The organism is Gluconacetobacter brunescens (assembly GCF_048695475.1).
Classification (GTDB): domain Bacteria; phylum Pseudomonadota; class Alphaproteobacteria; order Acetobacterales; family Acetobacteraceae; genus Gluconacetobacter.
Genome location: NZ_JBLHEN010000002.1, coordinates 929,680 through 950,709, shown reverse-complemented (window position 1 = coordinate 950,709; position 21,030 = coordinate 929,680). Strand labels below are relative to the sequence as shown.

The 21,030-nt window shown below is 66.5% G+C and carries 17 protein-coding genes; 15 read left to right on the top strand and 2 right to left on the bottom strand.

The genetic code is table 11. The annotated features are described in order from the left end of the window. Nucleotides 1-4: 4 nt before the first annotated feature. Nucleotides 5-904, bottom strand: coding sequence for a LysR family transcriptional regulator (locus tag ACMAUO_RS16620; RefSeq protein WP_420358038.1), 900 nt, complete (start codon nucleotides 902-904; stop codon nucleotides 5-7). Between the two features lie 350 nt (nucleotides 905-1,254). Between ACMAUO_RS16620 and ACMAUO_RS16615 the strand changes: the two genes are divergently transcribed. The 10 genes from ACMAUO_RS16615 to ACMAUO_RS16570 all read left to right on the top strand — a co-directional run bounded on the left by ACMAUO_RS16615 (nucleotide 1,255) and on the right by ACMAUO_RS16570 (nucleotide 15,030). Continuing rightward, on the top strand, nucleotides 1,255-2,412 hold the full coding sequence (locus ACMAUO_RS16615) for an iron-containing alcohol dehydrogenase (RefSeq protein ID WP_420358037.1): 1,158 nt from the start codon (nucleotides 1,255-1,257) through the stop codon (nucleotides 2,410-2,412). 27 nt (nucleotides 2,413-2,439) lie between these two features. After that, nucleotides 2,440-3,810 carry an MFS transporter gene (locus ACMAUO_RS16610; protein ID WP_420358036.1) on the top strand — a complete coding sequence of 457 codons (1,371 nt, stop codon included), beginning with the start codon at nucleotides 2,440-2,442 and terminating at the stop codon, nucleotides 3,808-3,810. Nucleotides 3,811-3,840: 30 nt separating this feature from the next. Then, nucleotides 3,841-5,334: a CoA-acylating methylmalonate-semialdehyde dehydrogenase gene (locus tag ACMAUO_RS16605; protein WP_420358035.1), complete on the top strand. Its 1,494-nt coding sequence runs from the start codon at nucleotides 3,841-3,843 to the stop codon at nucleotides 5,332-5,334. A 197-nt stretch (nucleotides 5,335-5,531) separates the two neighbouring features. Then, nucleotides 5,532-7,127, top strand: coding sequence for an isocitrate lyase (locus tag ACMAUO_RS16600; RefSeq protein ID WP_420358034.1), 1,596 nt, complete (start codon nucleotides 5,532-5,534; stop codon nucleotides 7,125-7,127). Between the two features lie 458 nt (nucleotides 7,128-7,585). Further along, nucleotides 7,586-9,112 (top strand): OprO/OprP family phosphate-selective porin, encoded by a 1,527-nt coding sequence (locus ACMAUO_RS16595; protein ID WP_420358033.1) that lies wholly within the window; start codon nucleotides 7,586-7,588, stop codon nucleotides 9,110-9,112. Nucleotides 9,113-9,631: 519 nt separating this feature from the next. Beyond that, the gene (locus ACMAUO_RS16590) at nucleotides 9,632-11,179 is read left to right on the top strand and encodes an OprO/OprP family phosphate-selective porin (protein ID WP_420358304.1); all 1,548 of its coding nucleotides are present in this window, start codon (nucleotides 9,632-9,634) and stop codon (nucleotides 11,177-11,179) included. Between the two features lie 47 nt (nucleotides 11,180-11,226). Continuing rightward, complete coding sequence (locus tag ACMAUO_RS16585) at nucleotides 11,227-12,261, top strand: sulfate ABC transporter substrate-binding protein (protein WP_420358032.1); 1,035 nt, start codon at nucleotides 11,227-11,229, stop codon at nucleotides 12,259-12,261. An 11-nt stretch (nucleotides 12,262-12,272) separates the two neighbouring features. Next, the gene (gene cysT / locus ACMAUO_RS16580; RefSeq protein ID WP_420358031.1) at nucleotides 12,273-13,118 is read left to right on the top strand and encodes a sulfate ABC transporter permease subunit CysT; all 846 of its coding nucleotides are present in this window, start codon (nucleotides 12,273-12,275) and stop codon (nucleotides 13,116-13,118) included. After that, complete coding sequence (gene cysW / locus ACMAUO_RS16575; RefSeq protein ID WP_420358030.1) at nucleotides 13,118-13,933, top strand: sulfate ABC transporter permease subunit CysW; 816 nt, start codon at nucleotides 13,118-13,120, stop codon at nucleotides 13,931-13,933. Before cysT ends, cysW begins: the two co-directional genes overlap by 1 nt. Further along, on the top strand, nucleotides 13,930-15,030 hold the full coding sequence (locus tag ACMAUO_RS16570; protein ID WP_420358029.1) for a sulfate/molybdate ABC transporter ATP-binding protein: 1,101 nt from the start codon (nucleotides 13,930-13,932) through the stop codon (nucleotides 15,028-15,030). Before cysW ends, ACMAUO_RS16570 begins: the two co-directional genes overlap by 4 nt. A gap of 12 nt (nucleotides 15,031-15,042) precedes the next feature. Here the strand turns inward: ACMAUO_RS16570 and ACMAUO_RS16565 are convergent, their stop codons facing one another. Continuing rightward, nucleotides 15,043-15,807, bottom strand: a complete 765-nt coding sequence (locus ACMAUO_RS16565; protein WP_420358028.1) for a VOC family protein — start codon at nucleotides 15,805-15,807, stop codon at nucleotides 15,043-15,045. Between the two features lie 193 nt (nucleotides 15,808-16,000). Here ACMAUO_RS16565 and ACMAUO_RS16560 point away from each other — a divergent pair, with 193 nt between their 5' ends. The 5 genes from ACMAUO_RS16560 to ACMAUO_RS16540 all read left to right on the top strand — a co-directional run bounded on the left by ACMAUO_RS16560 (nucleotide 16,001) and on the right by ACMAUO_RS16540 (nucleotide 21,023). Next, on the top strand, nucleotides 16,001-16,888 hold the full coding sequence (locus ACMAUO_RS16560) for an NUDIX hydrolase (RefSeq protein ID WP_420358027.1): 888 nt from the start codon (nucleotides 16,001-16,003) through the stop codon (nucleotides 16,886-16,888). Nucleotides 16,889-17,074: 186 nt separating this feature from the next. Beyond that, nucleotides 17,075-18,058 (top strand): quinolinate synthase NadA, encoded by a 984-nt coding sequence (gene nadA / locus ACMAUO_RS16555; RefSeq protein WP_420358026.1) that lies wholly within the window; start codon nucleotides 17,075-17,077, stop codon nucleotides 18,056-18,058. Further along, nucleotides 18,055-19,596, top strand: a complete 1,542-nt coding sequence (locus tag ACMAUO_RS16550) for an L-aspartate oxidase (protein ID WP_420358025.1) — start codon at nucleotides 18,055-18,057, stop codon at nucleotides 19,594-19,596. Before nadA ends, ACMAUO_RS16550 begins: the two co-directional genes overlap by 4 nt. After that, entirely contained in the window at nucleotides 19,593-20,450 is an 858-nt protein-coding gene (gene nadC, locus ACMAUO_RS16545; RefSeq protein WP_420358024.1) for a carboxylating nicotinate-nucleotide diphosphorylase, read from the top strand. The genes ACMAUO_RS16550 and nadC overlap by 4 nt, the downstream gene beginning before the upstream one ends. 93 nt (nucleotides 20,451-20,543) lie before the next feature. Continuing rightward, nucleotides 20,544-21,023 carry a low molecular weight protein-tyrosine-phosphatase gene (locus ACMAUO_RS16540; protein ID WP_420358023.1) on the top strand — a complete coding sequence of 160 codons (480 nt, stop codon included), beginning with the start codon at nucleotides 20,544-20,546 and terminating at the stop codon, nucleotides 21,021-21,023. Nucleotides 21,024-21,030: the final 7 nt, after the last annotated feature.

The following is a 21,030-nucleotide window of genomic DNA, read 5'->3' as shown; positions in this document are numbered from 1 at the left end:
TTTTTTACGTCTCGCCCAGAAACAGGGCTTTTTCCTTTTCCACTTCGCGGCGGAGCAGGGCGCAGAGGTGGTGGATGCGCCTTGTGCCGCGTTCGTCGGCGCGGGTGACCAGCCAGTAGAGGCGGCGCAGGGTCATTGTCTCGGGCAGGACGCGCACGAGCTGGGGGCGGGTGGCGGCGACGAAGGCGGGGAGGACGGCGAGGCACAGGCCGGAACAGGCGGCCTCCATCTGGGCGTGGATGCTGGAATTCTGGACGCGCACCGCCCGGGCGGGGATGCCCATGGCGCCCTGGTAGTCGAGTTCGCGCGTGAACAGGAGTTCGTCGACATAGCCGGCGAACATATGTTCGGCCAGGTCCTCGCGCGTGTGGATGGGGGCATGGCGGGCCAGATAGGCGGGACTGGCGTAGACGAACAGGCTGTATTCGCCCAGTTCCTCGCCGACGAAGCGGGTGCTGTTGGGTGGCGTCAGCGTGATGGCGATGTCGGCGTGGCGGCGCGCGAGGGAGACGATCTGCTGGATCGTCTCCATCTCCACCGTCAGGCCGGGATTGTTGGCCAGCAGCAGGCCGATGCGCGGTGCGAGGAAGAAATTGGCGAATCCCTCCAGTGCGCTGATGCGGATGGTGCCGGAGAGGCCGCCTTCGCTGGTCTCGGTAATGCGGCCGGCTTCCTTGTCCATGCCCTCGACCGCCGCCAGCAGCCGTTCACCTTGTCGTGTCATCGCGTAGCCGCGCAGGTGCCTCTCGAACAGCGAAGCGTCCATCGCCTGCTCCAGCGACTGGATGTGACGGCCCACCGTGGCATGGTCCACGCCGAGCTGCCGACCCGCCACGGACAGCGATCCGCCGCGGGCGACCGCCAGAAAATATTGCAGGTCCCGCCAGTCCAGCCCGCGCTTCATTCGCCTCGTTCCCCATGATCCCGCACATCGGGCCGCCTGTTGCCGTGCAGATTTGCACAGGCCATGGGCGAAAACGCCTAATTTTCGCGCGAGCGTCTCCGCGTTAGCCCAGAGGCAACATCAACAAGAAGAGGTGCCGCCGACAGGGCGGACAAAGAGGCAGGTTGAAAAGACGGCCTGCCGAGCGAGAGTGCCGCATAGCGGCACGGCCGGCGTGTATTTTCGAGCATCGGAGCGGAGCGGCCTTGAGGGCCGTGAGCACCGAAGCGCAGAAAAGGCGCGCCGGATCGCCGGCAGGGTGACTTTGCAAACGGCCTCGAAGCCTCTCCGGCCGGTCAGGAGTCCTGCCCATGACAGCCTTATCCCTGCCTCCCTTCGTCCGCCTTGGTGGCGGGGCGCTCGATGAATTGCCGGCCGCGTTGCGCCAGGCCGGGCTCGGCGCGCCGTTCATCATCACCGACCGTTTCATGGCCGCTTCCGGCGTGCTGGAACGGGTCCATGCGCTGTTGAGCAGGGACGGCATCGAATTGCGGGCCTTTACCGATACGGTGCCGGACCCGACGGTGGCCTGTGTGGGGGCCGCGCTGGCGATGCTGCGCGAGGGCGCGCATGACTGCGTGATCGGGCTCGGCGGTGGCAGCCCCATTGATACGGCGAAAATGGTGGCCGTGCTGGCGGTGCATGACACCACGCCGGCGCGGCTGAAGGCGCCGTTCGTGCAGGATGCGCCGGGGCTGCCGATCATCGCGATTCCGACCACCGCCGGCACCGGGTCCGAGGCGACGCGCGTGACCGTGATTACCGACGAGGCCACGGACGAGAAGATGCTGTGCATGGGGGCGGCCTATCAGCCCCGGATCGCCATCGTCGATTACGAACTGACCCTTTCGATGCCGGCCCGCCTGACGGCGGATACCGGGATCGACGCGCTGACCCATGCGCTGGAAGCCTATGTCTCGCGCAAGGCCAGCCCGTTTACCGACGCGCTGGCACTGACGGCGATGAAGCGCATCTGGACCCATCTGCCCACCTGCTGCGTCGAGCCCGGGAATCGCGAGGCCCGCGCCGCGGTGATGGAGGGGGCGTTCGAGGCCGGGATGGCGTTCTCCAACGCCTCGGTGGCGCTGGTGCATGGCATGAGCCGGCCGATCGGGGCGCATTTCCATGTCGCGCATGGTCTGTCCAACGCGATGCTGCTGCCGGAGATCACGGCGTGGTCGCTCTCCGGCGCGCCGGGGCGCTATGCCGAATGTGCGCGGGCCATGGGTGTCGCGGGCGCGGACGTGTCCGATGCGGCGGCCGGGGAGGCGCTGGTGGCGGCGTTGCGGGCGCGCAATGGGGAACTGGGGGTGCCGTCGCCGCAATCCTTCGGGCTGGAGGCGGCGCGCTGGGACAATCTGCTGCCGCTGATGGCCGATCAGGCGCTGGCCTCGGGCTCGCCCGCGAATAATCCGCGCGTGCCGACCGCAAGCGAGATCATGGACCTTTATCGTCGCGTCTGGGCCTGAACCGATCAGCACACGGGATTGACCGTCATGCAGAATAAAGATGCTGCCGCCCGTCCGATGTATGGGCTGGTCTTTGCCTCCAGTGTCGGCACCATTATCGAATGGTACGATTTCTTCCTTTATGGAAGCCTGGCCATCTTCTTTGCGAAATTGTTCTATCCGCCGCAGGACGGGGTGGCGGGGACGCTGATCAGTGTCGCGACCTTCGCTACCGGCTTTGCCGTACGGCCGCTCGGCAGTCTGGTCTTCGGCCATATGGGGGACCGGTTCGGGCGCAAGGTCACGTTTCTGGCCACGCTGCTGATCATGGGCTGTTCCACCGCCGCCATCGGGTTTCTGCCCACCTATGCCACGGCGGGCTATCTGGCGCCCGTGCTGCTGATCTCGCTGCGGATCATCCAGGGGCTGGCGCTGGGTGGGGAATATGGGGGTGCCGCCACCTATGTCGCGGAACATGCGCCGCCGCATGAGCGTGGCAAATGGGCCAGCTATATCCAGGCCATGGCCTCGGGCGGGTTCGTGCTGTCGCTGGCCATGGTGCTGGGCCTGCGGCTGGGGCTGGGAGAGGAGAGTTTCGGTGCCTGGGGGTGGCGCCTGCCGTTCCTGGTCTCAATCGTGCTGGTCGGCGTGTCGTTTCGGATTCGCATGCGGCTGCATGAGTCGCCGGTCTTTCTGGACATGCAGAAGAACAAGCAGCTTTCGGCGTCGCCGATCCGCGATGCCTTCACCATTCCGGGCAATGCGCGGCGGATCGTGACCTTTCTGTTCGGCGTGGCCTGCGCGCAGGCCATCACGTTCTATACCGCGCAGTTCTACGCGCTCTATTTCCTGCAAAGCGTCATGCACGTGGACTTCCTCTCTGCCACGCTGGCGGTGGCGCTGGGGGCGGTGTGCGGGTTGCCGTTCTTCATCGTCTTCGGTGCGCTTTCGGACCGGGTCGGGCGCAAGCGGCTGTCGCTGTGCGGGATGGCGGCGGCGGTTGTTCTCTACCTGCCGATGTTCATGCTGCTGCGTTCCGCCGTGCATGGCACGACGATCGACTTCCTGCCTGTTGCGGGCACGGTGTTTCTGCTGGTGGTGATTGCCGCCATGATCTACGGACCGTATGGCGCCTTTATCGTCGAGAGTTTTCCGCCGGCGGTCCGCTATACGTCGATTTCCATTCCCTACCATATCGGTAACGGAATTTTCGGCGGCTTCCTGCCGCTGATCGGCCTGAGCCTGGTCAATCTCACCGGGAATGTCTTCGCGGGGCTGCTTTATCCGATCGCGGTCTGCATCGTCGGCTTTCTCGTCACCCTTTTCTTCGTGCCTGAAACGCTGCCTGTCGGTGGCGACCGGAGACGCCAGGCGGCCTCGCTGTCGGCGCTGATTCCGGAATCCGGGCAGGAAATCTGACTCTCAACACATATTCGAAGGACCAGAACCATGAAGATCATTCCTCACGTTATCGACGGGCGGCATAGCGAGGGCGACGGGACGGCGCGCGCCGATGTGTTCAACCCGGCGACCGGCTCGGTGGCGGCGCAGGTCGTGCTGGGTGTGCAGAGCGACCTGGAGACCGCGATTGCAGCCGCGCGCCGCGCCTTTCCCGCCTGGGCCGAGACGCCGCCGCTGACCCGTGCGCGCATCCTGTTCCGGGCGCGGGACCTGATCGAGGCCCGGATGGGGGAACTGGCGGCCGTCATTACCGCCGAGCATGGCAAGATTCTCTCCGACGCCCAGGGCGAGGTGACGCGCGGGCTGGAGGTGGTGGAATATGCCACCGCCGCGCCGGAACTGCTGAAGGGCGAGTTTACCGAGCAGGTCAGTCGCGGGATCGATGCCCATACCATGCGCCAGCCGCTGGGCGTGGTGGCGGGTATTACGCCGTTCAACTTCCCGGTGATGGTGCCGCTGTGGATGGCGCCGATGGCGCTGGCGACCGGCAACTGCTTCATTCTCAAGCCGTCCGAGCGTGATCCCTCCGCCGCCGTGCTGCTGGCCGATATCTTCAAGGAAGCCGGGTTGCCGGATGGCGTGTTCCAGGTGGTGCAGGGCGACAAGGACATGGTCAACGCTATCCTGGCGCACCCAGGCATCGAGGCCGTCAGCTTTGTCGGTTCCACGCCGATCGCGAAGCATGTCTATGCCACCGGGACGGCGGCCGGAAAGCGTGTGCAGGCGCTGGGTGGTGCGAAAAACCATGCTGTGATCATGCCGGATTGCGATCTGGACAAGGCCGTGGATGCGCTGGTGGGGGCGGCCTATGGTTCGGCCGGCGAACGCTGCATGGCGATTTCGGTCGCCGTGGCCGTGGGGCCCGTCGCCGATGCGCTGGTAAGCAAGCTGGCGGAGCGTGCGCGTTCGCTGAAGATCGGCCACGGCATCGACAACAGCAACGAGATGGGGCCGCTGATTACCGGCCAGCATTTGGCGCGTGTGCGGGCGCTGGTCGATGCCGGGGTTGAGCAGGGCGCGACATTGGTGGTCGACGGGCGCGACCATGTGGTGGCCGGGCATGAGAAGGGCTTCTTTATCGGCGGGTCGCTGTTCGATCATGTGACGACGGATATGACGATCTATCGGGAGGAAATCTTCGGCCCCGTGCTGTGCGTGGTGCGCGTGCCGGATTTCGACAGTGCGCTGACGCTGATCAATGAAAGCCCCTATGGCAACGGCACCGCGATCTTTACCCGTGACGGCGATGCGGCCCGCGCGTTCACCCATGGGGTGCAGGTGGGCATGATCGGCGTGAACGTGCCGATTCCGGTGCCGATGGCCTTCCATTCCTTCGGCGGCTGGAAGGATTCGCTGTTCGGCGATCACCATATGCATGGGCCGGAGGGTGTGCGCTTCTTTACACGCATGAAGGCCGTGACCACCCGCTGGCCGACGGGGATCCGCTCGGGCGCGGAGTTCGCGATGCCGACGCACGGCTGATCGGGCGTGCGGGCCGGGTTGCGCGGAGGCGCGCCCGGCCTGGTATCGCGACGTAAAAAGACTTTTCAATTGGAAATTACTGTCTGTAAATTTTTTACAGAAATACAGCGTGATTATTGGTTTCCACCTTCCGGCAGGGGGGTGATGGCGTTAAGCCTTGTGACGCCACGCCTTCCAAGAATAATGGAAACCGTCACATGTCATATCAGGAATCGGCAACCGCCAAGCTCAACCAGATCATCCAGGCCAAGCAGGGCACCTGGGGCGGGATCAACCCCGACTATGTCGTGCGCATGCGCCTGCAGAACCGGTTTCAGACCGGGCTGGACATTGCGCGCTACACGGCCGCCATCATGCGCCAGGACATGGCCGCCTATGATGCCGATCCGGCGCAGTACACCCAGTCGCTGGGGGCCTGGCACGGTTTCATCGCGCAGCAGCAGATGATCTCGGTGAAGAAGCATTTCGGGTCGCTCAAGGGCCGTTACCTGTATCTGTCGGGCTGGATGGTCGCGGCGATGCGGTCGGAATTCGGCCCGCTGCCCGACCAGTCGATGCATGAGAAGACGGCGGTGCCGGCGCTGATCGAGGAGATCTACACCTTCCTGCGCCAGGCCGATGCCCGCGAACTGGGCATGCTGTTCCGTGACCTCGACGCCGCGCGTGAGGCGGGCGATGCGGCGCGGCAGGCCGAGATCCAGGAGAAGATCGACAACCACCAGACCCATATCGTGCCGATCATCGCCGATATCGACGCGGGTTTCGGCAATGCCGAGGCGACCTACCTGCTGTCGAAGAAGATGATCGAGGCGGGCGCCTGCGCCATCCAGATCGAAAACCAGGTGTCGGACGAAAAGCAGTGCGGTCACCAGGACGGCAAGGTGACGGTGCCGCATGAGGACTTTCTGGCGAAGGTGCGCGCCGTGCGCTACGCTTTCCTGGAACTGGGGGTGGAAGACGGCGTGATCGTCTGCCGTACCGACAGCCTGGGCGCGGGCCTGACCAAGCAGATTGCCTACAGCAGCCAGACGGGCGATCTGGGCGACCAGTACAATGCCTATCTGGATTGCGACGAGGTGACCGACGGCACCGTGCGCGACGGCGATGTGATCATCGCGCGGGAGGGCAAGCTGCTGCGCCCGAAGCGCCTGCCCAGCAACCTGTACCAGTTCCGTCCCGGCACCGGTGCGGATCGCTGCGTGCTGGACTGCATCACCGCGCTGGAGAATGGCGCCGACCTGCTGTGGATCGAGACCGAGAAGCCGCATATCGAGCAGATCGCCGGCATGATGGACCGGATCCGCGACGCCGTGCCGAATGCCAAGCTGGTCTACAACAACTCGCCGTCCTTCAACTGGACGCTCAATTTCCGCCAGCAGGTCTATGATGCCTGGAAGGAAGAAGGGCGCGACGTTTCGGCCTATGACCGTGCCAAGCTGATGGCGCAGAGCTACGACAAGAGCGACCTGGCGACGGAGGCCGACCTGCGCATCCGCTCGTTCCAGCGGGACGCATCGAAGCGGGCGGGCATCTTCCATCACCTGATCACGCTGCCGACCTATCACACGGCGGCGTTGTCGACCGACAATCTCTCCAAGAGATATTTCGGCGAGGAGGGGATGCTGGGCTATGTGCAGAACGTCCAGCGCGAGGAAATCCGCCAGGGGATCGCGTGCGTCAAGCACCAGAACATGGCCGGGTCGGATATCGGCGACGACCATAAGGAGTATTTCGCCGGCGAAGCGGCCCTGAAGGCCGGCGGCGCGCATAACACCATGGGGCAGTTCGGCTGAAGCCGACGCCTTCTGGCGTGCAGGAATAACAAGAAGAAAGAACGTCTCTCTCCCCCCACACTGCCTGGCCCGGTCTTCCTGGTGAAGACCGGGCTTTTTTGTGGTCGGGCGGCGGGTTGGGCATGAGAATGGAAATCCGGATTCCTACAGAATATAAAATGATAGATGGGTATTTATGCAATTGATTGTGCCGTACCGACCCGGCAACATTGACCGGTTCATGACTGGCCCTTAGCATTCCAGTGGTTGATTGCGGGAAACCTGCGCGATCCGATACGTTCTTGCAGGGGGTGGCGCGGGGTGTTCGGGCGGTAGTGTCTATTTTATTGAAAACACGGCGTTTATTTCTTGTGGCGACGGTGGTGCCGGTTGTCGGGCTGCCGAGTCTTGCCCAGGCGACACCCCGAGACGATGAAATTGCGGCGTTGCGGCGCGAAATGCGGGACATGCAGCGTGAGATGCGGGAAGAAATTCGCGTGCTTCAGGCCCGGATTGCCCGTGACGAAGGCCACGCACCGCAGGCGCATGGCGCGCATCTGCCGGGCGCGCCCCCTCGTGTCGCCCATGTCGCGCCGCGGAGCTGGAGCGGGCCGTTGCCCACGATCGGCGCGCCCTATGGGCCGGGCCCGGTGCGGCCCCGGTCGGAGTCCGAGAGCCGGATGGTCATGGTGGAAGGGCCGATCCCGTCCTGGGCTGAGGTGAAGGAAGCGACGGCGAAGGACGAGAGCGTGCATGTCGGCGGCATGCGGATCGGCTTTCCGGCAGGGCGGCCCACGATATCGTCGGATGACGGGGCCTATAGTTTTTCGGTCGGCGGGCTGTTGCAGGAGGATATCGGCGGCTTTCTGGGCACCGGCGCCAGGGCGGGCGAGGCGAAGGGGAATTTCAACAGCTTTACCCAGAACGGGCGCCGCCTGCGCATGTATTTCTCCTGGCGCTACAAGGATTGGGTGGCGAACGTGACCCCCGATTTCGGCTCGCTGAGTGCTGACGGGTCGGTTGGTCTGTTCGAGGCGAACCTGAATTATACCGGGTTGCGCCATACGACGCTGACGGTCGGCTATTTCCAGCCGCGCATGGACGAGGAAAGCGCCGAACGGCCGGTGGCGTTCGAATTCCTCGAACGTCCCACCATTGTCGATCTGGCGCGCAATATCGCGGCGGGCGTTGCGCGATTCAGCGTCGGCGGCGAGCATTACGAGGATCGGTGGCTGGCGGCGCTCTATTTCACCGGGCAGAAATTCGGCGACCGCAACAAGGATTCCACGATCACCGACAGCCAGACCGGTGGTGTCGCGCGCATCGCCGGGCGGCCCTATGTGAGCAGGGATGTCGATGTCCATGTGGGGGCCGGTGCGATCAGCGCCTTCAAGGTCAATCAGGGGGCGAAGGGCCGGGCCTATACGTTCAGCGACAATGTCGAGGTGCCGCTGGGCGAGACGGCGCTGCTGACGTCTGGGGCGTTGTCCAACGTGGCGCAGATCTGGGCGGCCGGGCCGCAGGTGGGCGTGCGCTGGCGGCGGTTCCTGCTGAAGGGGGAATATTACCATATCGGCGTGGAACGCAGCCGCGAGGCCGGTGCCTCCCCGTTGCCGTCGCTGAATTTCGACGGGTGGTATGTCGCGGCCAACTATACGCTGTTCGGGCGGCCGCGATCCTATAACCCCAAGATCGCCGCGTTCATCACGCCGGGGGTCGAACATGATTTCGATCCGCTGCATGGCGATTGGGGGGCGATGGAACTCAGTGGCCGCTGGAGCGTCACGGATCTGTCGGATGTTGCCGACCAGGGTGGCACGGGTGTGAACGGCAACCAGCAGACCGTGTGGCAGGGGGGCGTGAACTGGTACCCCAACCGGCATGTCAAGTTCATGCTGGATTTCGACCATTTCATCGTCAGCCGTTCGAAGGGCGTGGCCGGTGGGGTCAATCTGCTCGGCCGGACCGGGAATCTCGTTGTGGGGCGGGTCCAGGCCAGCTTCTGAAGGCCTGACCGGGACAGGTGCGCGGGCGGTGTGCCCTCCGCGCGTTTCCCGCACTGGGTGCTTGTGGCCATGGAAGCCGCGCCGTCTCGCGGCATTTTTGCGCGTCAGCCCTGGATTCCTGACAGGTTCCGAGACGGTTCTTTCCCGAGGTGGCTGCCTGATGCGTCTTTCTGACGGGCAGGGGCGCCTTCGGGAGGGATAAATAACAAATAAAAATAGTGAAAATATCTCGTCCAGGCTTGAGGCTTGTGCCAATTAAACGAATTGAATCAGGTAATCTATCTTGCACGCTATTGACCGTTAAATTGCAACGTGACATCAATCATTGCGGTTCGCGTTAAGTGCGAAAAATATCGTGAAATATGTCCGTGTGCCGGGTCGAGGTCTCGTAAGAATATGAAAGAAGGTTTGAAAGTCCGGCGCCTGCTTGCCGTGGCGACGGCCCTGTCTCCCAGTTTTCTGCCGGCTCTGGCGCAGGCGGCTTCGCGCGATGACGAAGTTACGGCGTTGCGGCGTGAAATGCGGGAGATGCAGCGGCAGATGCGCGACGAGATTCGGGTGCTCCAGGCCCGAATTGCCCGCGACGAGGGAAAGGCGATGCCCGTTACGGCCGGCCATGCGGCCGTGGGGGCGCCGCGCGTGGTGCATGCGCATCGCTGGGCCGGAGGACCGTTGCCCGCGATCGGCGAGCCGCAGGGACCGGCGGCCACGCGGCGGCCCCGCACCGATGCCGAGACGCGCCTGATCACCCCGGAAGGGCCGATTCCGTCCTGGGCGGAGATCCGGGCCGCCAGCGCGCGGGACGAGACCGTGCATGTGGGCGGTATGCAGATCGGCTTTCCGGCGGGGCGGCCCACGATCTCGTCGGAGGATGGTGCATACAGCTTTTCGATCGGCCTGACGGCGCAGGAGGATCTGGGGGGCTTTCTCGGTGCCGGGCCCAAGCGGGGCGAGGGAGCCGGCAATTTCAATAAATTCACCCAGAATGCGCGGCGTCTGCGCATCTATTTCTCGTGGCGGTACAAGGATTGGGTGGCGAACGTCACGCCGGAATTCGGCTCCAGTTCGGTGGATGGGTCGGTCAGCCTGTTCGAGGCCAACATGAATTATACCGGCCTGCATCATACGACGCTGACCGTCGGCTATTTCCAGCCGCGCATGGAAGAGGAGAGCGCGGAGCGGGCATCGTCGTTCGAATTCCTCGAACGGCCGACGATCGTCGACCTGGTGCGCAACCTGGCGGGTGGTGTGGCGCGCTTCAGCGTCGGCGGCGAGCATTATGAAAATCGCTGGCAGGCGGCGGCTTATTTCACTGGCCAGAAATTCGGCGACCGGAACAAGGATACGACGATTACCGACAGCCAGACAGGTGCTGTGGCCCGTATCGTCGGCCGGCCTTATGTGAGCAAGGATATCGACGTCCATGTCGGTGCCGGTGCGACCAGCGCCTTCAAGGTCAACCAGAATTCCAGCGGCCGCAATTATACCTTCAGCGACAATATGGAGGTGCCGCTGGGCGAGACCTCGTTGCTGACATCGGGGGCGTTGACCAACGTGTCGCAGATCTGGGCGGCCGGGCCGCAGGTGGCCTTCCGCTGGCGGAATTTCCTGCTGAAGGGCGAGTATTACCATGTCGGCGTGGAGCGCGGGCACAATGCCGGCGCGACGCCGCTGCCGTCGCTGAATTTCGACGGGTGGTATGTCGCCGCCAACTATACGCTGCTGGGACGGGGCCGGGGATACAACATCAAGAGCGGTGCGTTTACCACGCCCGGCGTCGAGCATGATTTCGACCCGGCACGGGGAGAGTGGGGCGCGCTGGAACTCAGCGGCCGCTGGAGCGTGACGGATCTGTCCGATGTGGCCAACCAGGGCGGCACGGGGGTCAATGGCGACCAGCAGACGGTGTGGGCGGGCGGCCTGAACTGGTACCCGAACCAGCATTTCAAGTTCATGCTGGATTTCGACCATTTCATCGTGACCCGCTCGAAGGGTGTCTCGGGCGGCGTGGATCTGCTGGGGCGGACGGGGAATGCCGTCGCCGGGCGCGTGCAGGCCACGTTCTGATCTGGCTTTCCCTCTCATCGGCAACTGTCATCAGGACGAGAAACGATATGAAGAACGGTTTCATGGTGCCGTCGCGGCGTGGTTTTCTGGCTGGAACGGCTGCCGCCGCCACGGCGTTCGCCATCGGGGCGCGGCCGCGTCCGGCGGCGGCGGCGGCCCGGCTGCTGAATGTGTCGTATGATCCGACGCGCGAGCTTTATGCCGATGCCGGGAGGGCTTTCGCCACCTTCTGGGCGAAGGCGCATGGGGGCGAGCAGGTGGTCGTGACGTCCTCGCACGGTGGATCGGGCGCGCAGGCGCGCTCGGTGCTGGAGGGGGCGCCGGCCGATGTGGTGACGCTGGGGCTGGCTTACGACATCGACATTCTGGCCCAGCATGGCCTGCTGGCGGCGGACTGGCAGACGCGGCTGCCGCATAATTCCACGCCGTACACCAGCACGATCGTGTTCCTGGTGCGCAAGGGCAACCCCAAGGGCATCCACGACTGGCCCGACCTGCTGCGGGACGGCGTGCAGGTGATCACCCCCAACCCCAAGACCTCGGGTGGGGCGCGCTGGAACTATCTGGCGGCCTGGGGGTGGGCGCTGCGCCAGCCCGGCGGGTCCGAGGCCACGGCGACCGCGTATCTGAAATCGCTGTTCGCGCATGTGCCGGTGCTGGATACCGGGGCGCGCGGTGCCACCAACAGTTTCGTGCAGCGCGGGCTGGGCGACGTGCTGATCGCCTGGGAGGACGAGGCGCTGCTGGCGTCGCGCGATCTGGGGCCGGACAAGTTCGATATCGTGGTGCCGCCGTTGACGATCCTGGCCGAGCCGCCGGTGGCGGTGGTGGACAGGAACGTGCAGGCGCATGGCACGGCGGAGGTTGCGAAGGGCTTCCTTGACTTCCTGTTCACACCCGAGGGGCAGCGGATCGGGGCGAAGCATTATTTCCGGCCGGTCGATCCGGCGATCGTGGCCGAAACGGCGTCGGTCTTTCCGAAGACGACAACATTCGATGTCGCGAGTCTGGGGGGATGGACTAAGGTCCAGAAGGCGCATTTCGCCGATGGCGGTGTGTTCGACCAGATCTATAGCCGATAACGGACTCTTTCATGGTGTTTTGCCTGCGGCGGCGCGATGGGCTGCCGGGCCTTTCCATATCCATCGCCTTTACGCTGGTGTGGGTCGGCCTGATTGTCGTGCTGCCGCTGACGGCGCTGGTCTTGCGCCCCTGGCAGGATGGCGGTGCCGTGATGCTGCGGGTGCTCCATGACGGGCGCATGTATGCGGCGTTGCGCGTCAGCTTTGGCTGTGCCGCGCTGGCGGCGCTGATCGATGTGCCGCTGGGCCTGCTGCTGGCCTGGGCGCTGGTGCGGGCGCGCCTGCCGGGGCGGCGGGCGGTCGATGCGCTGATCGACCTGCCCTTTGCCCTGCCGACCGCCGTGACGGGGATTACGCTGGCGACGCTCTATGGTCCCACGGGGTGGATCGGGGCGCTGCTGGCCCGTGCCGGCATCCGCGTGGCCTATACGCCCGCCGGGATCGTGGTGGCGCTGATGTTCGTCGGCCTGCCCTTTATCGTGCGCGCGGTGGAGCCGGTACTGCGGGGGTTGCCGCCGGAACTGGAGGAAGCAGGGCTGCTGCTGGGGGCGAGCCCGCTGCAGAATTTCCGCCGGGTGATTTTGCCGCCCTTGCTGCCGCCGCTGGTGGCGGGGTTCAGCCTGGCGTTCGCGCGCTGTATCGGCGAGTACGGATCGGTGATCTTCATTGCCGGCAACCAGCCGTTCCATAGCGAGATCGCGCCGCTGCTGATCGTGGTGCGGTTGCAGGAATATGATTACGAGGGCGCCACTGCCATCGCGCTGATCCTGCTGCTGAGTGCGCTGGTGTGCATGACCGGCGTGGCCGCGCTGCGCCGCCGCGTGTCGCGCGGGCTGGTGGCGCGGGGGGCGGCGTGATGGGCGGGCCTTCGCGTCGCGGGAATATGGTGCTGGTTGCCGCTACCTATCTGACGGTGCTGGGCGTGCTGGTGCTGCCGGTGCTGCTGGTGATGGTCGAAGCCCTGCGCGCGGGGCTGGGGGCCGCGTGGCGCAGCCTGCTGGACCCGGATGCGCTCTCCGCGATCCGCCTGACGCTGGTGGTGACGCTGGTTGCCGTGGGCGTCAATACTGTCGGCGGGGTCATGGCGGCGTGGCTGGTGACCAAATATCGGTTTCGCGGGCGGGCGGCCCTGGTCGCGCTGATCGAACTGCCGATCAGTGTGTCGCCGGTGATCGCGGGCCTGGTCTGGCTGCTGCTGTTCGGGCGGCAGGGTTGGTGGGGCGACTGGCTGGACCGGCACCATATCCAGATCGCCTTTGCCACGCCGGGCATTCTGCTGGCCACGCTGTTTGTGACCTTTCCCTATGTCGCGCGGACGCTGATGCCGTTGATGGAACAGCAGGGACGCGAGGCGGAGGAGGCGGCGTTCCTGCTCGGGGCCGGGTTCTGGCGGACATTGTGGCGGGTGACGCTGCCGGATGCGCGGTGGGCGCTGCTGTCGGGCATTCTGCTGACGACGGCGCGGGCGATCGGGGAGTTCGGTGCGGTGTCGGTCGTCTCGGGCCATATTCCGGGGCTGACCGAAACCATGCCGCTGCATATCGAGACGCTCTATAATGGCTACCAGACGGTCGCCGCCTTCGCCATGGCGGCGCTGCTGGCGCTGATCGCCATGGCCACCGTTCTGCTGCGGTCGTTTCTCGAGCATGATTTCAGGAAGGCCTCGTCATGAGCGTCCAGATCCAGTCCCTGACGCGCCATGTGCCGAATGCGTCGCGCAAGATGCTCGACGATGTGTCGCTGACCATCGAGGACGGGGCGTTCGTCGCCCTGGTCGGGCCGTCCGGCGCCGGCAAGACCACGCTGCTGCGGACGATCGCGGGGCTGGACGGGCCTTATGAGGGAACGGTGCTGGTCGATGGGCAGGTGCTGGCGGGGCGGCCGATGCGGGAGCGGCGGATCGGCTTCGTGTTCCAGAACTACGCGCTGTTCCGCCATATGACGGTGGCGCGCAATATTGCCTTCGGGCTGGACGTGCTGCCGCGCAGGGAGCGGCCGGATCGGGGGACGATTGCCGCCCGGGTGGCCGAATTGCTGGAATTGATCCAGTTGCCGACGCTGGGGGGCGCCTACCCGGACCAGTTGTCCGGCGGCCAGCGGCAGCGGGTGGCGCTGGCGCGCGCGCTGGCGACGAAGCCGGGGCTGCTGCTGCTGGACGAGCCGTTCGGCGCGCTGGACCCGATCGTGCGGCGGCAGATCCGCCGCTGGCTGCGTGGATTGCACGACCAGCTTGGGCTGACGACGGTGCTGGTGACCCATGACCATGACGAGGCGCTGGAAGTGGCCGACCGGCTGGTGGTGATGCAGAACGGCCGCATTGTGCAGGATGCCGGGGCCGAGACGCTGGATGCCACACCTGCCACGCCGTTCGTGATGGAATTCCTGGGTGAGGCGCTGGAATTTGCCGGGCGGATTGCCCACGGGCGGTTCCAACCGGACGATCCGAATGTGCTCTCCTTTCCCGTTGGCGCGGATGATGGCCCGGCGACGGCGTTTCTGCGCCCGCACGAGGCCCGTCTGGTCGTGGCGGGGGGAAGTGCGCGGGCCACGCCGTTGGCGGGTGGGCAGGGTGGCCTGCGGCGGCTGGAGGTTGCATTGGGTACGCGGGAGGTCGAGATCCTTGTTCTGCCGGAGCGGCTCGGCGCGGCGGGAACCGAGGGGCTGGGGCTCGATATCGGGCGGGCGCGCCTGTTTCGCGATGGCGCGCCGCTGGTGGGGGCGTCGGTGCCGTCCGGGCACGGATTGCCGCTTGTAAGCGGGGTCGGTTGACGCGGCCGGGCTTCAGCGAACGGGGGCGACCAGGGCGAACAGCGTGCCTTGCGGGTCGTGGCAGTGGGCGACCCAGCGGCCACCGGGTACTTCCATGGGGCCCTGGATGCATTGGCCGCCTGCCTGGGTGACGCGCTCCAGCGCGGCGTCCAGGGTTTCGACGGCGATATAGAACAGCCAGAACGGGACGGCGGCATCGGGCGCGGTCATGATGCCGCCGGCCGGCGTGCCGCCGATGGCGAACATCTGGTAGATCCCGTCGGGGCCCAGATCCAGCGCGTCGGCGCGGGTCCAGCCGAACTGGCCGGCATAGAAGGCGAAGGCCGCTTCGCCGTCCCGCGCATAGAGTTCGTGCCAGGCGATATGGCCGGGCGTGCCTTCGGGCACCGGCGGCATCGGGTCTTCGCCATTGCCCTGGAACAGGGCGAAGGGCGCGCCCTGCGGGTCGGTGACGACCGCGAAACGGCCGACGCCGGGAATATCGTCCGGGGCATGCAGGATGGCGCCGGCGGCGGTCGTGATTCTTGCGGATGCGGCATCGACGCTTTCGACGCCGATATAGCCGATCCAGCCCGGCCGGGTGGTGGCGTCGAGACCTGGCTGGCCGAGGATGCCGGCGACGGAGCGCCCGGCGGCACTCAGGATTCTGTAGGCCATGCCCGGCACGCCCGCATCGCGGGCCTGCCAGCCGATGACGGCTTGATAGAAGGATTCGGCGGCTGGCGGGTCGCCGGCGACCAGTTCGTACCAGACGAACGTGCCCGAATGGATCGACATGGCGCATCCTCTCCGACCATCACGGCCCCGGCGGCCATCGCGGGGGTTCCGGCGGCCCTGATGACCGTGGGGAGGGGCCGGGATCATATCAAGCGGTGGCATTCGCGGTTTTTTTGCCGGCCGCGCGATGATATGGCCCGATGGCCGGGCCGCGCCGTCCGGCCCCTGTACCCTCCGCTGAAGGAAATGCCCGATGCCCCCGGAATTGATCGCGGTGCTGATCGCGGTCAGCGACGACCGGCCGATGGTGCTGACGCTGGATGGCGGCCGCCTGCTGCCCTCCGGGCCGCTGGAAGCCGGGCACCGGTCGCTTCAGACCGGCCTGCGCCTGTGGGTGGAGCATCAGACCGGCCATGCGCTGGGGCATGTGGAGCAGCTTTATACCTTTGCCGATGCGCCGGTCGATGGCGGGCCGGACGAGCGGCGGGTCCTGATCTCCTATCTCGCCCTGACCCGTATCCGCCGGGGTGAGCGCGGGTGGCGGGGCTGGTACGATTATTTTCCGTGGGAGGACCAGACCGCGCCCGAGGGCCGCGACCTGGTGCTGCGGATCACGCGGCTGCTTGACGGGTGGGCCGGGCGTGCCCCTTCCGCCGCCGAGCAGGAGGCCCGGCGTCAGCGGGTGGCCCTGACCTTCGGGCTGGAAGGGCTGGGCTGGGACGACGAACTGGTGCTGCAACGCTACGAATTGCTGTGGGAGGCCGCGCTGGTGCCGGAATCCGCCCCCCCGGGGGCGCCGGTGCTGCCCGGCCGGGGCATGGCGCGCGACGAGCGGCGCGTGCTGGCCACCGCGATGGCGCGCCTGCGGGCCAAGATCCGCTATCGGCCGGTGATCTACGAACTGATGCCCGACAGTTTCACGCTGCTGCATCTGCAACGCACGGTCGAGGCCGTGGCCGGCCAGCCGATGCACAAGCAGAATTTTCGTCGGCTGGTGGCCCAGCAGGGGCTGATCGAGGAAACGGGCGACGTGGCGCCGGACACGCGGGGCCGGCCGGCGCGGCTGTTCCGTTTCCGACGCGAGGTGATCGGCGCGCGGCGGATCGCGGGGTCCAAGCTGCCTCTGGCGCGCGCTATCTGAGCGCGATGTTCACGGATATGTTTTCATAAGCCAATAAACTGGAACTGTGCCGTTTTTTTCGTGATGCGGGGCAGGCTGCGTGCCGGCGTGGCTTGACGTGGCCTACGGGCGGGTTGAACAGCACGAGTGCGACGCTATGTAGCACTATTATGCTCAACATGAGTATAAAGGTCGGAGGAGACCGTGATGTCCGAAACCCTTATCGCTCCGTCTGGGCTCGACGCGCTCTATGATCGTGTCGCCCGTGTCGTCCCGCGCCTCGAATGGGATCTGTTCGCTGACGACATCGCGGCCATCCTGGAGCTGAAGCGTCGGCGCAATGCGGTGATCCTGGCCCATAATTACCAGACGCCCGAGATCTTCCACTGCATTGCCGACATCCGGGGCGACAGTCTGGCCCTGGCCCGCGATGCGCAGGGGCTGGATGCCGAGGTGATCGTGATGGCCGGCGTGCATTTCATGGCCGAGACCGCCAAGCTGATGAACCCCGACCGCACGGTGCTGATGCCGTCGCTGGAGGCCGGGTGCTCGCTGGCCGATTCGATCACCGCCGAGGACGTGCGCGCCCTGCGCCGCGCCCATCCCGGCGTGCCGGTCGTGACCTATGTAAACAGCACGGCGGAGGTGAAGGCGGAGAGCGATATCTGCTGCACCTCGGCCAACGCGCGGCGGATCGTGGAAAGCCTGGGCGTGCCGCGTGTGATCATGATCCCGGACGAGTTCCTGGCCCAGAACGTGCAGCGCGAGACCGGCGTGGAGATCATCACCTGGCGCGGCCATTGCGAGGTGCATGAGCGTTTCACGCCGCAGGAAATCCGCGAATGGCGTGCCGACAATCCCGACGTGGCGGTGCTGGCGCATCCGGAATGCCCGCCCGCCGTGGTGGCTGAGGCCGATTTTTCCGGCTCGACGGCGGCGATGTCGGATTTCGTCTCCAGCGGTGCGCATCGCAAGGTGCTGCTGGTGACGGAATGTTCCATGAGCGACAATCTGGCCGCGACGCACCCCGAGGTGGAATTCGTCCGGCCGTGCAATCTCTGCCCGCACATGAAGCGCATTACGTTGCGGTCCATCCGCCATGCGCTGGAGACCATGAGCCACGAGGTGACGATTCCTGAGCATCTGGTGGCGGGCGGGCGTCGCGCGGTTGAACGGATGCTGGCGGCGTGACCGGTTTCGCCGCCCTGGCCGGGCAGCCGGTCATTGCCGGGGGCGGGCTGGCCGGTCTGGCGACCGCGCTGCTGATGGACCGGCCCTGCGTGCTGCTGTCGCCGGCGCCGCTGGGGCGGGATGCCGCCAGTGCGCTGGCGCAGGGCGGGATCGCGGCGGCGATCGGGGCGGATGATTCGGCGGCACTGCATGTGGCCGATACGCTGGCGGCTGGAGCCGGGTTGTGCGTGCCGGAGGCGGTCACGGCCATTGTTGGGGCCGGCCCGGATGCCTTGGCGGGGCTGCGGTCGCTGGGCGTGGTGTTCGATCTGGGGGCCGACGGGAAACCCGACCTGCATCTGGAAGCCGCGCATTCCCGTGCCCGCATTGCCCATGCCCTTGGCGATGGGACGGGGGCCGAGATCATGCGGGCGCTGGTGGCGCGGGTGCGGGCTACGCCGCGTATCACGGTGATGGAGGGCGCGCGCCTGCGGCGGCTGATCCTGCGTGACGGGCGGGTGGCCGGTGCGGAGATCGTGCGGGGTGGGGTGACCCTGGCCCTGCCGACCGGTGCCTGTGTCATTGCCACTGGCGGAGTGGGGACGCTGTTTCCCGCGACGACCAGTCCGGTGGGCGGGCAGGGGCTGGGACTGGCCTGCGCCGCGCGGGCCGGCGCGGTGCTGCGGGATATGGAATTCGTCCAGTTTCATCCGACCGCGCTGGCCGATGGGCCGGCGGGGGCACCGCGGGCGCTGGTCAGCGAGGCGGTGCGGGGGGCCGGGGCGGTCCTGGTGGACGAGACCGGCGCGCGTTTTACCGACGAGCTTGCGCCGCGCGATGTGGTGGCGCGGGCGATTCAGGCCCATCTGACGGCCGGGCATCAGGTGCTGCTGGATGCGCGGGCGGCAACGCATGGGGCGTTCGCGCGGCATTTTCCGGGTATTGCGCGAGCCTGCGCGGCGCGGGGGCTGGACCCTGACCGCCAGCCTCTGCCGGTGCGGCCGGCGGTGCATTATCATATGGGCGGGATCGAGACCGACCTGAACGGGCGCAGCACGGTGCCCGGGCTATGGGCGTGCGGCGAGGCGGCGTCGACCGGGCTGCATGGCGCCAACCGGCTGGCCAGCAATTCGCTGCTGGAAGCCTTTGTCTGCGCGGGGTTCGTGGCGCGGGATCTCGATGCCTCGTCCTTGCCCGCGCCAGGGCAGGTCGGTGAACCGGTGCCGGATGAAGGGGACGGGGTGAGGCTGGCGGATATGCATGCCTGCCTTGGCCGTGCCGCCGGCATTCTGCGCGATGGCGCCGGGTTGACGCGGGCCGCGCGGGCGCTGACGCCGCATGTGGCCACCGATGATCGTGCGCTGGTCGGTGCGATGCTGTGTCTGGCGGCACTGGAGCGGCGGGAGAGCCGGGGCGGCCATTATCGCACCGATTATCCGCGTACCGCCGCCACCGCCGTGCATTCGCGCCTGACGCTGGCGCGGGCCCTGACCATGCTGGCCGACCTGTCGTCCGGCGAGCTTGTTTCCACTCCTGCCGATGGATTGACCGTGCCATGACCCCTTTGCCCGACCTGATGCTGGAACCGCTGGTGCGTGCGGGATTGCTGGAGGATCTCGGCTGCGGCGGTGACCTGACCACCGATGCGCTGGCGCTGCCCGGCCAGATGCTGCGCACTTCCCTGGTGGCGCGCCAGCCGGGCGTGGTGGCGGGGCTGGCGATGGCGCGGCTGGCCTTTACGCTGATGGACCCTTCGGTGCGCTTCGAGATCGAGCGGCCGGATGGCGGCGCGGTTGCGCCGGGCGACCGGATCGCGCGTGTGACCGGGCCGGCGCCGGCCATTCTGGGTGGCGAGCGGGTGGCGCTGAATTTTCTGTCGCATCTGTGCGGGATTGCGACGGCGACCGCCGGGATCGTCCGGGCCGTTGCGGGGACGAAGGCGCGCGTGTGCTGCACGCGCAAGACGCTGCCGGGGATGCGGGCGATCCAGAAATATGCCGTGCGGGCCGGTGGGGGGGCGAATCATCGCTTCCGCCTGGATGATGCGATCCTGATCAAGGACAATCACATTGCCCTGGCCGGCGGGGATGTGGCGCATGCGCTGGCGGCGGCGCGGGCGCGGGCGGGGCATCTGGTCAGTATCGAGCTGGAAGTGGACACGCTCGACCAGTTGGCCCAGGCGTTGCGCGCGGGTGGGGCGGATGCGTTCCTGCTGGACAACATGACGCCGGACCAGTTGCGCGAGGCGGTGGCGATGGTGAACGGGCGCGCCGTGACCGAGGCCTCGGGCGGGATCACGCCCGATAGCGCGCCGGATATTGCGGCGACGGGGGTGGATATCCTCTCGGTCGGGTGGCTGACCCATACCGTGCGGGCGCTGGATATCGGCCTGGATTATGAGGCGGCTGCCTGAAAATCGGGCTGGCGGCTCGACAGGCCGGTGTATCCCTGTTCATCATGACGGGCAGGGCGCTCCGGTGCGTCCGCCGATGATGGAAGCCGCGCGATGTCCCTGCGTCCCGCCGTTCTGTTTGTCTGCACGGGCAATATCTGCCGTTCGCCGCTGGCCGAGGCCGCGTTTCGGGTCGCGGCCGAACGCCATGGGCTGGAGGGCCTGGTCGATTCGGCCGGGACCGGCGACTGGCATCGGGGCGAGGCGCCCGATCGCCGGGCGCAGGCGGTGGCGCGTCGGCATGGTCTCGATATTGGCGACTATCGCGCGCGGATGGTCAGCGCGGAGGATTTCCGGACCTTTACCCATATCGTGGCCCTCGATCCGGGCCATCTGAAGATCTTGCGCAGTCGCAGGCCTGTTGATTCGACGACGGAGCTTTCGCTGCTGCTGGATCATGTGGTGGGGCGTGAGGGGCAGGGCGTGGCCGACCCGTATTATGGGGAGGCGCGGGCGTTCGACGTGACGTGGGACGATGTGCGGCAGGGGGCCGAGGCCCTGGCGCTGAAACTGGCCCGCGCGACCAGAATCTGACCGGCGA